Origin of the sequence: Brevundimonas vesicularis, from assembly GCF_014204545.1 — a bacterium.
Lineage (GTDB): Bacteria > Pseudomonadota > Alphaproteobacteria > Caulobacterales > Caulobacteraceae > Brevundimonas > Brevundimonas vesicularis_B.
Genome location: NZ_JACHLJ010000001.1, coordinates 351,504 through 365,654, shown reverse-complemented (window position 1 = coordinate 365,654; position 14,151 = coordinate 351,504). Strand labels below are relative to the sequence as shown.

Sequence of the window (14,151 nt, the reverse complement as noted above, 5' to 3'; positions counted from 1 at the left end):
GATCAGCCGCGCGGCGTGCGGGGCTTGCCCCCCGGTCCGCGACCGCTGGTCCCCGACGGTCCCGCCGGCTTGCCTCCGGTGCGGGGCTTGAAGTCGCGGCCGGCCGGTCTGGCGTCGCTCTTGGCGCCAAAACCGCCGCGTCCCGCCGGCTTGGCGCCGGGCTTGCCGCGCCGATCGTCGATGAACTGATCGTCGCGCGGCTTGAAGGCGCGCTTGGGCCGATCTCCATCCTCACGCGCCGGGCGATCGCCGGCCGGGGCTGTGCGTTCGCGCGGCTTGAAGCTCTTGGAATGCTCGAACTTCGGCGCGGCCTTGGCCCAGCCTTCCTTCTTGGGCGGACGCTCGCGGCGCTCGACCGCATCGGCCTGGGCCGTCTCGGCGGCGCGGACGCGGCTGGGTTTGCGCGACGGATCCGACATGGCCGAACCCGACCGGCCCTTGACGATGGGCGTCGAGACCCGACGGCCGGGGATGGGCGCAGGCGTCTCGACCGTATTGCCGGTCGGCAGGTTCTCGGGCCGGATGTATTCGGCCAGCAGCTCGCGGATTACGCGCGGCCCGACCTCTTCCACCGAGCCGATGGGCAGGACGTCGAGGCGGAACGGGCCGTAGGCCAGGCGGATCAGCCGGTTGACCGTCAGGCCGACAGACTCCAGCACCTTCCTGACTTCGCGGTTCTTGCCCTCGGTGATCGACACCGAGATCCACAGGTTCGCCGGCGTCTTGCCGTCTTCGGACTTGGACTCCTTGGCCTTATCCAACTTGGCCTCGATGGGACCATAGGACACGCCGTCCACGACCACGCCGTCCTTCAGAGCGTCCAGCTGCTCCTGGGTGATCTTGCCTCGCGCCCGCGCCCGGTACTGACGCACCAGCGAGGTCGAAGGCAGCTCCAGCGCCCGGCTCAGCTCGCCGTCGTTGGTCAGCAGCAGCAGGCCCTCGGTCGCCAGATCGAGCCGTCCGACCGAAATCACGCGCGGCAAGCCGGCCGGCAGGGCGTCGAACACCGTCGGTCGTCCCGTCGGATCGCTATGGCTGGTCAACAGGCCCGCCGGCTTGTGATAGCGCCAGACGCGGGTCGCCTGGGTCGAGCCGATGGGCTTGCCGTCCACCGTGATGACATCGTCGCGCGTCACCAGGGTCGCGGGCGTATCCAGGATGCGGCCGTTGACCGCCACCTTGCCCAGGCCGATCAGCCGTTCGACCTCGCGGCGCGAGGCGATGCCGGCGCGGGCCATGGTCTTGGCGATTCGCTCGGCGCGCAGAGGCGTGTCCGGCGTCTTGGACTTGCCGTCCTTGCCGCCCCCATCGCTGCGCGGCTTGTCGGCGCGGGGCCGGTCGCTGCGCGGTTTGTCGCTGCGGGGGCGGTCGGCCTTGTCGCCGAAACGCTTGGGCCCGTCTTGGCGAGGGCCGCGCGGCTTGTCGCCGAATGAACTCGTCCCGTCGCCGCTCTTGCGGGGACCGGAGGATTTAAAGGGCCGGGGCGACCGTTCGTCTTGACGGGCGCGGGGCTTCTTGTCGTTGTCGTCTGTATGGCGGACCATGATGAGCGGTTCATGCGCATGGCGCTGGACCAAGCGCAAGCGGCGGCGGACGCAGGAGAGGTGCCCGTGGGCGCAATTCTTGTCGATCCTGCTTCAGGTGAGGTAATTTCGACCGGCGCCAACGTTCCGATTGCGGCCCGCGATCCCACCGCCCATGCCGAAATCGTCGCCATGCGGCGCGCGGCGACGGCGCTGGACAACTACCGCCTGACCGGCCTGACCCTCTATGTGACGCTGGAGCCCTGCGCCATGTGCGCCGGCGCCATCAGCCACGCCCGTATCGGCCGCGTCGTCTGGGCCGCCGACGATCCCAAGGGCGGCGCCGTCATCCACGGCCCTCGCCTGTTCGAACAGCCCACCTGCCACTGGCGCCCCAGCACAGACTCAGGCCTTCTAGCGAACGAGGCGTCCAGCCTGCTCAAGTCGTTCTTCCGCCTCCGACGGGGAACGGCGACAGGCGGCGCACGTTAGAACGCCGCGAAAAGCTGCGCCGTTGGGCGGGGCCCTGGAGGGAAAAGACCTTGTTCAAGCCGGATCTGCCGCAGTCGATCGTGTTCAGCGGCCTGGCCGCCCTTGCCCTCCTTGCCGCCTGCGGCGCTGATCCCGACAAGGCTCCGCGCACCGGCGACGAGGTCAAGGAACGCGCCATCGAGGCCCAGACCGCCCGCCAGCGCACCGGCGCCGAAATCCAGGACCGCACCCTGAACCGCGTGGTGCATACAGTCTATCTTTGCGACAACGGCGAGCGTCTGTCGGTCGATTTCGACAACCCGCGCCAGATGGCCACCATCCGCAACTCTTCCGGCGAGGCCATCGACCTGTATCAGGAACGCGCCGCCGACGGCATCTGGTACCGCGCCTCCAACGTCGAACTGCGCGGCAAGGGCGTACTCGCCACCTGGTCCGTCGAAGGCCGCCAGCCGACGGAATGCCGGGCGGTCGACTAAGAGAAGGCCGCTAACCGCTGGTCCAGCGCCTCGAGAACCTCGGGCCAGTCGTCGTCGATCACGGCGAACATGGCGGTGTCGCGCGCCCGGCCGGTCCAGGTGATCTTGTGCTTGCGCAGGACGCCCTCGGCCTTGGCGCCCAGCTTCACGATGGCGGCCTGGCTCTGGGCGTTGACGGCGTCGGTGATGATCTCGACCCGCACCGCACCCGCGTCGAAGGCATGCCCCAGCAACAGCCGCTTGCAGGCCGGGTTGATCGCCCCGCCCCGCGCCTCGGGTCGATAGAAGGTCGAGCCGATCTCGCAGCGGCGATAGGCGGGGTTGATCTCATAAAGGCTGGTCGTCCCGACCACCGCGCCGTCCGAGCGCCGCCGCACCGCATAGGCGATTCGTGTACCGGCCTGCATCGCCGCTAGGGCGCTGCCCCACCAGCCCTCGAAATGCGCGCCATAGGCCGGCGCGACCATGATGTCCCAGGACGCAGCGTCGCAATCCAGAGCCGCGCGGACATCGGCCTTCAATCCGTCCTCAAACGGCTCCAGCCGCACGAACCGGTCCTCCAGAGGGACCGGGGCGATCTGCATCACGCGGTCGCGCCTTCCTCGATCAGGAAGGCCCGCACCTCGGCCGCATCCACGCCCTTGGCGACAAAGGCCTGGCCGATGCCGCGCGCCAGAATCAGGGTCAGCGCCCCGCCCTCGGCCTTCTTGTCGCCCGCCATCAAGGCCAGCAGACGATCGGCTCCAAATGATCCCGCCTGGTCCAGCCGCGTCGGCAGCCCAGCCGCCGCGACCACCGTCTCGACACGCGCCACGTCCTCCGCCGAACACAGGCCTTCACTCGCCGAATAGCGGAAGGCCATGCAGCAGCCGAGCGCCACCGCCTCGCCGTGCGCCAGCGCCCCTTCGTCGAAGCCGACCTCGGTCTCGATCGCATGGCCGAAGGTGTGCCCCAGGTTCAACAGGGCGCGCCGCCCCGCCTCCTTCTCATCCTCGCCGACCACCGCGCTCTTGATCTCGACCGAGCGGATCACCGCCCGTTCCAGCGCCGCCGGATCGCCCTTGACGCCCACAGCCCCCTCGCCCGCCAGCCAGTCGAAAAAGGCCGCATCGCAGATCAGCCCGTGCTTCAGCACCTCGGCCCAGCCGGACTTCACCTGGCGTGCCGGCAGCGTGGCCAGCACGTCGATGTCCGCCAGCACCAGACGCGGTTGATGAAAGGCGCCGACCAGGTTCTTGCCGCGCGGCGTGTCGATGGCCGTCTTGCCGCCGACGGACGAGTCGACCTGGGCCAGCAAAGTCGTCGGAATCTGCACGAAATCGATGCCGCGCATGAACAGGGCCGCCGCCAGACCGGCCAGATCGCCCACGACGCCGCCGCCTAGAGCGATGACCACGTCCTTGCGATCCAGCCCGATCTCCAGCAGCCGGTCGAGCACGCGCTCCAGCTCGGCGAAGGACTTGGAGCCCTCGCCTGCGGGCACCGCCACGATCTCGCTCGTCACGCTTGCCGCCGTCAGCGACGCCGTCAGGGCCTGGGCGTGGATGCCCGCCACCGTCTCGTCGGTGACGATGACCGTCCGCCCCTTGGCCAGCGGCGCGATGTGTGCGCCGGCCTGCGCCAGCAGCCCGCGTCCCACCACGACGTCATAAGCGGCAAAGGCACCGCCGCTGACCGGAATAATCGTCATTGCGGGGTCTCCGTGCGTCGTCTCTGGCGCCAGTGTCGGCGCAGGTTCTTGTGAATGGCGTCAACCGCCTGGCCGTGCGAGCCCTGCCCGACGTCCACGGTCACATCGGCTTCGCCGTAAATGGGATAGCGCGCCTCGGCCAGGCCCGTCAGAACCTCCAGCGGATCCTTGCCCCGCAGCAGGGGCCGCGTGTCGCGCCGCGCCACCCGTTCCGCGATGACCGCCAGATCGGCCCTCAACCAGACCGTGTCGGCCTTGGCTTTCAGCAATGCCCGCGTCTCCGGGTTCATCATCGCCCCGCCGCCGGTCGCCAGCACGATGGGCGGGCCCTCCAGCAGGCGGCGGATCACCCGCGCCTCGCCCGCGCGGAACTCGGCCTCGCCCAGCGCGGCGAAGATTTCCGACACCGTCATTCCGGCCGCCGCCTCGATCTCCACATCCCCGTCCGCAAACGGAAGTCGCAGCCGATTGGCCAACCGACGACCGACAGACGATTTGCCCACCCCCATCAGGCCGACCAGGGCTATGGTGCGGGTCGGACCCGGATTCGCGCGCCGCCTCATCCGGCGGCTCCGGCGGAACGGTCGGTCGAGAGGAAGGCGAAGGCGGCGGCGCGGGCAGGCATGATCCAGAAAACCTCTACACCAAGCCTGACCCTGCGCCAGTCGTTCAAGCTGCGGATCGCCGCATGACGCCCCAGATCGAGGCCTTTCTTGAGATGATGGCGGTCGAACGCGACGCCTCGCCCCATACGCTGTCCGCCTATGGCCGCGATCTGGCGGACGCGGAGAAAGCGCTATCGGACGCCGGCGGTCTGATGAAGGCCGACGAGGAGGCCGTCGAGGCCTGGTTCGCCGACCTGTCGCGGCGCGGTCTGTCCGCCGCCACCGCCGCCCGCCGCCGCTCCTCCGCGCGGCAGTTCTATCGCTTCGCCCTGGCCGAGGGGTGGCGCACCGACGATCCGTCGCGCCGTCTCGACGCTCCCAAACAGGGCCGGTCGCTGCCGAAGGTGTTGAGCCGCGCCGAGATCGACGCCCTGCTGGCCGCCTCGGCCGCGCGCGACGCCGCGGCGGGCCTGCGCCTCGTCGCCCTGGTCGAGATGGCCTACGCCTCCGGCCTGCGGGTATCCGAACTGTTGGGGCTCAAAGTCGAAGCCGTCCGGCGCGACCCCGCCTATCTGATCGTGCGCGGCAAGGGCGGCAAGGAACGGCTCGCGCCCCTGAACACCGCCGCCCGCGAAGCGATCAAGGCCTGGCTCGTCGCGCGCGACGCCAGTTTCAAGGGCAAGGATGGGCGAAAGCCTGAGGCGCCCGACAGTCCCTGGCTCTTCCCCTCCTCCGGCCGCACCGGCCACCTAACCCCGCGCCGTTTCGCCCAACTGCTGGACGAGGCCGCGATCACGGCCGGCATCGACCCGGCCCGCGTCAGCCCCCACGTTCTGCGCCACGCCTTCGCCACCCATCTGCTGGAAGGCGGCGCTGACCTGCGCGTTGTCCAGACCCTGCTGGGCCACGCCGACATCGCCACGACCCAGATCTACACCCACGTCGCCACCGACCGCCTGGCCCAGGTCGTCCACCAAAACCACCCCTTGGCGCGCGACGACTGACAGCGCATATTCGGGCCATGGCTGAAGAGTTCTACGTCAAGGCGATCTGGGATCCCGAAACGGGGGTCTGGTGCAGCGAATCGAATATCGTCGGGCTTGTTCTGGAAACGGCGACGCTCGGTGAGTTCGAAAACCTCGCGCGCCATTTCGCGCCAGAGCTTTTAGCGGAAAACCTTGGCATTCACGGCGCAGTCCCGGTGCGCTTCGAAGCGGCTGGCGGGTTTGACGTGATCGCGGCGTGATCGTGCGTTGAGGCAGATATGTCGGTAGCGATGATACGCGATCTGACCTGATCGAAAGCGCCATGCCCAAGGACTTCTACCCCGAACTGACCGCCCTCCTCTTCGCCGCCGGGTGGCGTCGCGTCGTCAACGCCAAGGGCAGTCACGAGAAATGGAGGCATCCGGATCAGCCGCATGCCGTCATCGTTCCACGCTCAAAGAGCCGACACACCGCTAACACCGTCCTCAAACAGGCCGGTTTGCCGAAGGCCTTCTGAACCGCCGCTTGCTCGGCGGCGTTGACCTCTCTAGTTTCCCCCGCCTTCCCCAAGGGCGCTCTTGCCCGCTCGCAGTTCCCGGACGCCTTGATGGCCACGCACTATCTCGACTTCGAAAAGCCGATCGCCGATCTGGAAGCCAAGATCGAGGAGCTGTCGCTGCTGGCCGACACCTCGGGCGACATCGACCATGAGATCGAGGGCCTGCGCAAGAAGGCCGACCAGCTGCGCAAGAAAACCTACGCCGGCCTCGACCCCTGGATGAAGACCCAGGTCGCGCGCCATCCGCAGCGTCCGCACTTTATCGATTACGTCCAGAGCCTGTTTACCGACTGGAACGAACTACACGGCGACCGTCAGTTCGGCGACGATCAGGCCATCCTGGGCGGTCTGGCGCGGTTCCGCGGTCGCCCGGTCGTCATCATGGGCCACGAAAAGGGTCACGACACCGCGACCCGCATCACTCACAACTTCGGCATGGCGCGGCCCGAGGGCTATCGCAAGGCGGTGCGCCTCATGGACATGGCCGAGCAGTTCGGCCTGCCGGTGCTCAGCTTCATAGACACCGCCGGCGCCTATCCGGGCCTGGGCGCCGAGGAACGCGGCCAGGCCGAGGCCATCGCGCGCTCGACCGAGCGCTGCCTGACCCTGAGCGTCCCCTCCATCGCCACCATCACCGGTGAAGGCGGCTCGGGCGGCGCCATCGCCATCGCAGCGGCCAGCCGCGTGCTGATGCTGGAACACTCGATCTATTCGGTCATCTCGCCCGAGGGCGCAGCCGGCATTCTGTGGCGCGACGGCGCGCGGGCCAAGGATGCAGCCATGGCGATGAAGATCACCGGCCCGGACCTGATGCAGCTGAAGATCGTAGACCGCCTGATCGAAGAGCCCGTCGGCGGCGCCCACACCGATCGCGACGCGGCCATGGCCACTGTCGGCGACGTTCTGGCCGACGAGCTGAAGGGTTTCGACGGCCTGACGCCCCAGCAGATCAAGAAGCGCCGCGCAGATCGCTTCTACGCCATCGGCGCCCTTTGACGCCTGATTGCTTTGGCCGACCAGCGTTAACGCAGCATCCACCCTCGTCTGCCAAGCTCGACGCTTCGTTCAGGGGCATCGGGGTTTGCGACCGGCCATGAGTTCAGCGGCGCGACAGACTGGGGCCTTTGCGCCATGAGCGGCGGCGAGTCCCTGCGTGAAAGCGCCGTCTTCAACCTGGCCGGCGCGATCACGATGATCGTCGACGATTCGCCGTTCTCGCTGACCCTGACGTCCAACGCCCTGATCGGTTTCGGCATCCGCCCGACTTACGCGTGCAGTGCGGGCTTGGAAGCCAAGAAGCTGCTGACCGACAAGCCCGTCGATCTGCTGGTCGTCGATACCGACATGCCCGACATCGATGGGTTCGAACTGGTGCGCTGGCTGCGCCGCTCCGGCCCCAATCCGAACGCCTTCACCCCCGTCATAATGACCGCCAGCCACATTCGTCGCGGGCGCGTCGCCGAGGCGCGGGACTGCGGCGCCAACTTCGTCGTCACCAAGCCCTTCAGCCCCGCCCTTCTGCTGGAGCGCATCCTGTGGGTCGCGCGCGACAGCCGGCCCTTCCTGGAAGTCGGCGACTATCTGGGGCCGGATCGCCGGTTCCGACACACAGGCTATGAAGGCGTGGAACGCCGCGCCGACATGATTCGCAAGGCGAAGGGGATGGAGAGTCTGGCCCTATGACCGTCATCACCCACAACCAACGCAAGTCGCGCCTGTCCGAGATGCTGGATCGCCCCGGCGGTGTCAGCGTCGGGGTCGCTCTGGCCCAGGCCCGCGCCAACCTGGACGGACTTCAGGATCAGGCCCGCGCCATCATCGGCGACAATATCGCGGTGCTCCTCGCCAAGCCCGATCCGAACCTGATCGAACCGATGCGGCTGGATATGGCCTATTCCGCCTCAAGCCAGATCATCGACGCCGCCAGCCCCTTTTCGATGGACGACCTCTGCACCGCGGCGAAAGGCCTGTGCGACCTGCTGGACGCCGCGCCGCGTCAGGGCGGGTTCGACTGGCGCATCGCCACGGTTCATGCCCAGGCGATGAAGCTGTTGCTGGCGCTGCCGCCGCAAGAGCAGGCCGCGCGGACCGCCATCCTGACGAACCTGCATGAAGTTCTGAGAAAGAAGCTTCCCGCCGCCGATCAGTCGGCCATCTGAGGCGTCTTGCCGCCGCGCGTCTGTTTGCGCCACAGCGCCGCATATTCCCCGCCTTGTCGGGCCACCAGCTCGTGATGCCCGCCGCGTTCGACGATCCGCCCGGCCTTCAGCACCAGAATCTGGTCGGCATCCGCCACGGTCGATAGGCGGTGGGCCACCACCAGGGTCGTGCGGCCGTTCCTGGCCTTGCGCAGGGTCTTCTGGATCGCGGCCTCGGTGCGGCTGTCCAAGGCGCTCGTGGCCTCGTCCAGGATCAGGATGCACGGATCGGCCAGCAGGGCGCGGGCGATGCCGACACGCTGGCGTTCGCCGCCTGACAGCTTCAGGCCCCGTTCGCCGACCTTGGTCTGCATCCCGTCCGGCAGGCCGCGAATGAAGTCGGCCAGTTCCGCCGCCTCGGCCGCGGCCCAGACCTGGGCAGCGTCCGCATCGGGCCGCGCGAAGGCGATATTGGCGCCCAGGGTGTCGTTGAACAGCGCCACATCCTGCGGCACCAGGGCCACGGCGGCGCGCAACGACGCCTGGGTCACCTGACGCGCATCGTGGCCGTCGATCAGCACGCGCCCTTCCTGCGGATCGAGCAGGCGTAGCGCCAGTTTGACGATGGTGGACTTGCCCGAGCCGGAAGGACCGACCAGCGCCGTCGTCGTGCCGGGCGCCGCAAAGAAGCTGACGTCCTCCAGTCCGTTGGCCCGCGCGTCGTGGCGGAAGCCGACGTTTTCGAACTGGACGGACGCGCCGCGCGCATCGACCGGACGCGGCAGGGCCAGCGCATTGGCGGCGTCTGCGACCTGGGGCGTCTGACGTGTCACCTTCAGCATCTCTTCCATGTCGATGAAGGATTGGCGGATTTCCCGATAGGCGAAGCCCAGGATGTTGAGCGGCGCATATAGCGAGATCATGATCAGCACCGCCGCTGTCACGTCGCCCGGCCCCATCCTTCCGGCCGCCGCCTCGAACCCAGCCATCACCGCCATGACGCCCAGGCCCAGGTTCATCACCAGGGCCTGCATCCCGTTCAGCATGTTCAGCGAACTGTTGGCCTTCAGCGACGCCTCGGCGTAGTCGCCCAATGCGCGGTCATAGGTCTGGGCCGCTCGCGTCTCGGCGCCGAACGACTTGACCGTCTCATAGTTCAGAAGGGCGTCGACCGAGACGCCGGCGGCCTCGGAATCGGCCGCATTCATGATCCGGCGATGCTCCAGCCGCCAGTTGGACATGGCGAATGTGGCGGCGGTGTAGATGACGACGACGACCACCGCGACGGCGGCGAAACGCCAGTCGTATTTGGCGCCCAGCACCCCGGCCGCCAGCACCAGTTCGACCCCGGTCGGAACCAGGTTGAAGGCGAGGATGCGCAGCAAGAAATCGACCGCGCGCGATCCCCGGTCCATCGTTCTCGACAGGGCGCCCGAGCGCTTGGTCTGGTGAAAATCCAGCGACAGGCTCAGCGCATGGGCGAAGGCCTCGGCCGCCGTCGCGCGCTGGGCGGCGGCGCGCACCGGCGCGAAAACGACGTCGGAGATCAGGGGTGAGGCCGCCGACAGAAACCGCACGACCGTCCAGCCGATCGCGAAGGCTGCAAAGCCCAAGCCGACGGCGGTCGCCGCACCCTGCCCCGCCGCCAGACGATTGACCGCCGCGCCCAGCACCAGCGGCGCCATGACGCCCAGCCCCTTGCCCGCCAGCGTCAGCAGGATGGCCGAGATCAGCCGCAGTTTCAGGTGCGGCGCGCCCGATCGGGCCACCAGCCGCGCAAGGTCCGCCAGCGCCGTCAGCGTCGGGGGTCCGTCCGTCTTGTCCTGTGGGCTCCCTGCCTGCTGCGCCTTGACCATTGGGTCACGCCTGCCGCCGGAGCGTTCGCCTCGCATCGCCATGATCCGCATATGGAAACCTATTGCGACCGGGGAAAGGCCACGCTGGCGCGCAAGCGGCGATTAGTCGCTCAGCCTAGACCGGCGACCGCCTCGATCAACTCGTCCACGGCCGCTTCCTGCGTCGCCCATGAACAGACGAAGCGCACCGAACCGTCATCGAAGGCGTAGCAGGCCCAGCCCATTTCATTTAGGCGGGCATGCGCCTCTGGCGGCATCCGCACGAAGACGGCGTTCGCCTCCACCGGATGGGCCAGGACGAAGGGCGACCGCCCCGCGATGCCCGTAGCCAGTCGCTGCGCCATCAGATTGGCGTGAGCGCCGCCCGATTCCCAATCGCCGCTTTCCAGCAAGCCGAGCATCGGACCCGACAACAGACGCGTCTTGGACGACGTCTGGCCCGCCTGCTTCAGCCGATTGTCCAGTCGCCGCGCCAGGCTTTTGTCGAACAGCACGATCGCCTCGGCGCAGTTGGCGCCCGCCTTGGCTCCACCGAACACCAGCACGTCCACGCCCAGGCGCGGAATGTCTTTCAGGTCGAAACCGGCGGCGACCGCATTGGTCAGGCGCGCTCCATCCATGTGAACGCCGTAGCCCAGCGCCTTGGCCGGTTCGATCAGGTGGCGCAGTTCTTCCTCGGTATAGACAGAGCCATATTCCGTGGCCTGTGTCAGGGACAGGGCGGCGGGCGGCTGACGATGCCCGACTTCGGGTTCGCCCAACTGCGCCTGCAAGGCCAATGGATCGATCTTGCCCGAGAACCCCGGCAAGCCGATTAGGCCGACGCCGTGACCGAAGAAACCGGGCGCGCCGGTCTCATCGGTGCAGATGTGCGCCGCATGATGAGCCAGCACCGCTTCATAGGGTTGGGCCAGCATCGACAGGGCGATGGCGTTGGCCGCCGTACCGCTGAACACGAACCGCACCTCGGCGTCGGCATCCAGCCGCTGGCGAATCTGGTCGGCGGCGCGGGCGGTGACCTCGTCTGCGCCATAAGCGCGGGCGAATCCCTTGTTGGCGCGCACCAGGCCTTCGATGGCGCTCTGCGCCATGCCGGCGGTGTTGTCGGAGCCGAAATCGTAACGCATCAACGGTTCGTAACCTTTAGATCGGCCGTATCGTCATCGACCGTGCGGACGCGCACGACCGGCACCACATCCTCGTTGCCATAGGGCACGGCGACCTGATGCGGGAACGGGATCTCGATTCCGGCGGCGTCCAGCGCCTCCTTCCCGCCCTGCATCAGGTCGGCCTGTGTCTGCCACCAGTCGCCGACATTGACCCAGGCGTGCAGCGTCACCTGCACCGAGCTGTCCAGTAGGCCCGTCACGCCGGTCCAAGGATGAGGATCATGCAGGACCTTGTCGTGCGCGGCGGCCATATCCGCCAGCACGCAGCGCGCCTGGTTCAGATCGTCGCCATAGCCGACCGTGAAGTTGATCTCGATCCGACGCGTCTGCTGGCCGGTCAGATTGGTCAGCGGATCGCTCAGGACCTTGGAGTTAGGAATGACGATCTTGTGGTTGTTGGCGTTGGACAGTTGGGTCGTAAACAGGTCCAGTCGCTGCACCGTGCCGCTCATCCCGCCGACATCGACCACGTCGCCGACGCGGTAGGGCCGCAGCACCAGCAGCATGATCCCCGACGCCACGTTCGACAACGTGCCCTGCAACGCCAGACCCACCGCCAGTGACGCCGCGCCTAGCACGGCGATGATCGAGGTCGTCTGAACGCCCAGGCGCTGGAGCACGGCGATCATGCCGATGATGAAGACCACCACCCGCACCACCTGGACCGCAAAGCTCAGGACCGTGGGATCGTGGCGGAAGCCCCTGACCCGCGAAAGGGTGTTGCGCGCCCCGCGCGCCGCCCATTTCGCCGCAAAGACGGTGAGGACGAAGATCAGGATGGCGATCGTCAAGTTGATCGCGAAATCACCCGCTATGTCGGTCAGCTTGGCGATCACGGCTGAGTCGATCGAAACGGCCTTACGGCCCGCGGCCACCGCGTCGGCGACTTCGTTGGAAATAGGCAGAGACATGAGGTCGGGTCTAACGCCTGACGCGACGATTGGAACCCCCGAAAGCCCGATTTCAGGCCTTTGCGATCCGTCCGCCGCCGCTTTCGATGGCGTCCAGCAGGTCCATCACATCGTCGATGGTGTTGGCCTCTCGCGCCGGCTTGTCCCAGCGAATGCGGCTGACGCGCGGAAAACGCATGGCCACGCCCGACTTGTGTCGGGTAGAACGGTTCAGCCCCTCGAATGCGATCTCCAACACCAGGCCGAAGTCCCGCTCGGCCCGCACCGATCGGACCGGCCCGAACCGGTCGATGGTGTGATCGCGCACGAACTTGTCGAGCTGTTTCAACTCCTCGTCGGTGAAGCCGAAATAGGCCTTGCCCACCGGCGTCAGCGCCCCTTCCGGCGTCCAGACGCCGAAGGTGTAGTCGGAATAGAAGCTGGAGCGTTTGCCGTGCCCGCGTTGGGCGTACATCAGGACGGCGTCGATGACGTGCGGGTCGCGCTTCCATTTGAACCACGGTCCCTTGGGTCGCCCCGCCAGATAGGGGCTGTCCCAGCGTTTCAGCATCAGCCCCTCGGCCGCCGCGCCGACCGGCGGATTGGCCCGCAAACGCGCCAGCTGATCCCAATCGGCGTAATCGACCACCGGCGACAGGTGCAGTCGCTCGCCGGTATGACCATTGACCAAGGTCTCTAAGTGCGACCGGCGCTCGCGCAGCGGCAGGCCGCGCAAATCCTCGCCATCCTGGGCCAGCAGGTCATAGGCGACGACCGCCGCCGGAAAGGCCTGCATCGCCTTGGCGTCCACAGACTTGCGGTTCAGCCGCTGCTGCAAGTCGCCGAACGGCGCCACCGCCCCGTCGCGCCAGACGATCAGCTCGCCGTCGATCGCGCCTTCAAACGCCAAAGCCTCCATCACATCGGGAAAGGCGGCCGAAATCTCGTCGCCCGTGCGCGAATAAAGTTTGCGGACCTCGCCTTCCAGGACCGCCTGAACTCGGATGCCGTCCCACTTCCACTCGGCCGCATAGTCGGCCGGCGAAAGTTTGGGCAGGTCCACGGCCTCATCGATGGCGACGGCCAGCATGACGGGTCGGAATCGGCCGGGCGCATCCGGGCTGGGCCGCTCCGCCCTGCCCTCCAGCCAGGCGAACAGGTCGGCGTAGGGCGGCTCGACCGCATGCCACACCTCCTCGATGGCCGAGGCGTCGAGCGCCTCCAGCGTCATCTGCGCCTCGTCCCCGTCCGGCGAAGGCGGCGCCATCACGGCGTCCGGCCTCATCATCGCCGCCGCCGTCTTGGCCAGCCTCGCCGACAGACCCACGCGCAAGGCCCCGGTCATCAGCTTCAGCAGCGCCCAGCGCCCTTTCGGCTCCAACGCATCCAGCCAGCCTTCCAGAAGGCCGCGCACCTCGGTCCGCGTCGCCGTCCTCAGCGTCTCCACGACCTCGGCCAACTCGGGCTCGCGGTTCGGCCGATGATCAGGCGTCACGGGCCAGATCAGGGCCACCGTCTCCGCCAGATCGCCCACATAGTCGTAGGACCAGCCGAACAGTACGCTGTCGACCCGGCCCTCGACCGCCTTTCGGATCATGGCCGGCTTGGCCGCGTCGAACGTGAGGTCGCCGGTCAGGGCCGCCAGCGCCCATCCCCGGTCCGGATCCGGCGTCGCCCTCAGATAGTCGCGCACCAGCACCAGCTTCGCATTGCGCGAAGCCGTCAAAGACAGGCGGTCCAGTAGCTCGGCGAAGGCGCGCATCGTCA

Annotated in this window: 16 protein-coding genes; 8 read left to right on the top strand and 8 right to left on the bottom strand. The window is 67.8% G+C overall.

Annotated elements, in window-relative coordinates; translation table 11 throughout:
* Positions 1-2 precede the first annotated feature (2 nt).
* Positions 3-1,544: a pseudouridine synthase gene (locus HNP47_RS01795; RefSeq protein ID WP_184277883.1), complete on the bottom strand. Its 1,542-nt coding sequence runs from the start codon at positions 1,542-1,544 to the stop codon at positions 3-5.
* A gap of 12 nt (positions 1,545-1,556) precedes the next feature.
* On the opposite strand from HNP47_RS01795, the gene tadA reads away from it, so the two are divergent.
* The gene (gene tadA / locus HNP47_RS01790; RefSeq protein WP_184277881.1) at positions 1,557-2,015 is read left to right on the top strand and encodes a tRNA adenosine(34) deaminase TadA; all 459 of its coding nucleotides are present in this window, start codon (positions 1,557-1,559) and stop codon (positions 2,013-2,015) included.
* Positions 2,016-2,065: 50 nt separating this feature from the next.
* Complete coding sequence (locus HNP47_RS01785; protein WP_184277879.1) at positions 2,066-2,491, top strand: MliC family protein; 426 nt, start codon at positions 2,066-2,068, stop codon at positions 2,489-2,491.
* On the opposite strand, the gene HNP47_RS01780 is transcribed toward HNP47_RS01785, so the two are convergent.
* The 3 genes from HNP47_RS01780 to HNP47_RS01770 are packed head-to-tail and all read right to left on the bottom strand — an operon-like array spanning position 2,488 to position 4,744.
* The gene (locus HNP47_RS01780; RefSeq protein ID WP_184279067.1) at positions 2,488-3,075 is read right to left on the bottom strand and encodes a GNAT family N-acetyltransferase; all 588 of its coding nucleotides are present in this window, start codon (positions 3,073-3,075) and stop codon (positions 2,488-2,490) included. The two genes, HNP47_RS01785 and HNP47_RS01780, sit on opposite strands and share 4 nt — an antisense overlap.
* Complete coding sequence (gene aroB / locus HNP47_RS01775; RefSeq protein ID WP_184277877.1) at positions 3,075-4,181, bottom strand: 3-dehydroquinate synthase; 1,107 nt, start codon at positions 4,179-4,181, stop codon at positions 3,075-3,077. Before aroB ends, HNP47_RS01780 begins: the two co-directional genes overlap by 1 nt.
* Positions 4,178-4,744: a shikimate kinase gene (locus HNP47_RS01770; protein ID WP_165117140.1), complete on the bottom strand. Its 567-nt coding sequence runs from the start codon at positions 4,742-4,744 to the stop codon at positions 4,178-4,180. The genes aroB and HNP47_RS01770 overlap by 4 nt, the downstream gene beginning before the upstream one ends.
* A 125-nt stretch (positions 4,745-4,869) precedes the next feature.
* Between HNP47_RS01770 and HNP47_RS01765 the strand changes: the two genes are divergently transcribed.
* From HNP47_RS01765 to HNP47_RS01740, 6 genes are all read left to right on the top strand, one after another.
* The gene (locus HNP47_RS01765) at positions 4,870-5,790 is read left to right on the top strand and encodes a site-specific tyrosine recombinase XerD (protein ID WP_184277875.1); all 921 of its coding nucleotides are present in this window, start codon (positions 4,870-4,872) and stop codon (positions 5,788-5,790) included.
* 17 nt (positions 5,791-5,807) lie between these two features.
* Positions 5,808-6,032, top strand: a complete 225-nt coding sequence (locus HNP47_RS01760) for a DUF1902 domain-containing protein (protein WP_184277873.1) — start codon at positions 5,808-5,810, stop codon at positions 6,030-6,032.
* Between the two features lie 62 nt (positions 6,033-6,094).
* Positions 6,095-6,289 (top strand): type II toxin-antitoxin system HicA family toxin, encoded by a 195-nt coding sequence (locus HNP47_RS01755; protein ID WP_184277871.1) that lies wholly within the window; start codon positions 6,095-6,097, stop codon positions 6,287-6,289.
* Between the two features lie 90 nt (positions 6,290-6,379).
* A complete protein-coding gene (locus HNP47_RS01750; protein WP_184277869.1) occupies positions 6,380-7,327 on the top strand; it encodes an acetyl-CoA carboxylase carboxyltransferase subunit alpha in 948 nt (315 codons plus the stop codon).
* Positions 7,328-7,462: 135 nt separating this feature from the next.
* Positions 7,463-8,014, top strand: a complete 552-nt coding sequence (locus HNP47_RS01745) for a PleD family two-component system response regulator (protein WP_184277867.1) — start codon at positions 7,463-7,465, stop codon at positions 8,012-8,014.
* The gene (locus HNP47_RS01740; RefSeq protein ID WP_184277865.1) at positions 8,011-8,490 is read left to right on the top strand and encodes a chemotaxis protein CheE; all 480 of its coding nucleotides are present in this window, start codon (positions 8,011-8,013) and stop codon (positions 8,488-8,490) included. The genes HNP47_RS01745 and HNP47_RS01740 overlap by 4 nt, the downstream gene beginning before the upstream one ends.
* Here the strand turns inward: HNP47_RS01740 and HNP47_RS01735 are convergent.
* The 4 genes from HNP47_RS01735 to HNP47_RS01720 form a co-directional block, all read right to left on the bottom strand.
* A complete protein-coding gene (locus HNP47_RS01735) occupies positions 8,475-10,325 on the bottom strand; it encodes an ABC transporter ATP-binding protein/permease (protein WP_260394563.1) in 1,851 nt (616 codons plus the stop codon). The genes HNP47_RS01740 and HNP47_RS01735 overlap by 16 nt on opposite strands.
* A gap of 110 nt (positions 10,326-10,435) precedes the next feature.
* On the bottom strand, positions 10,436-11,452 hold the full coding sequence (locus HNP47_RS01730) for a low specificity L-threonine aldolase (RefSeq protein ID WP_184277863.1): 1,017 nt from the start codon (positions 11,450-11,452) through the stop codon (positions 10,436-10,438).
* A complete protein-coding gene (locus tag HNP47_RS01725) occupies positions 11,452-12,405 on the bottom strand; it encodes a mechanosensitive ion channel family protein (protein WP_184277861.1) in 954 nt (317 codons plus the stop codon). Before HNP47_RS01725 ends, HNP47_RS01730 begins: the two co-directional genes overlap by 1 nt.
* A gap of 52 nt (positions 12,406-12,457) precedes the next feature.
* Complete coding sequence (locus HNP47_RS01720; protein WP_184277859.1) at positions 12,458-14,146, bottom strand: cisplatin damage response ATP-dependent DNA ligase; 1,689 nt, start codon at positions 14,144-14,146, stop codon at positions 12,458-12,460.
* Positions 14,147-14,151: the final 5 nt, after the last annotated feature.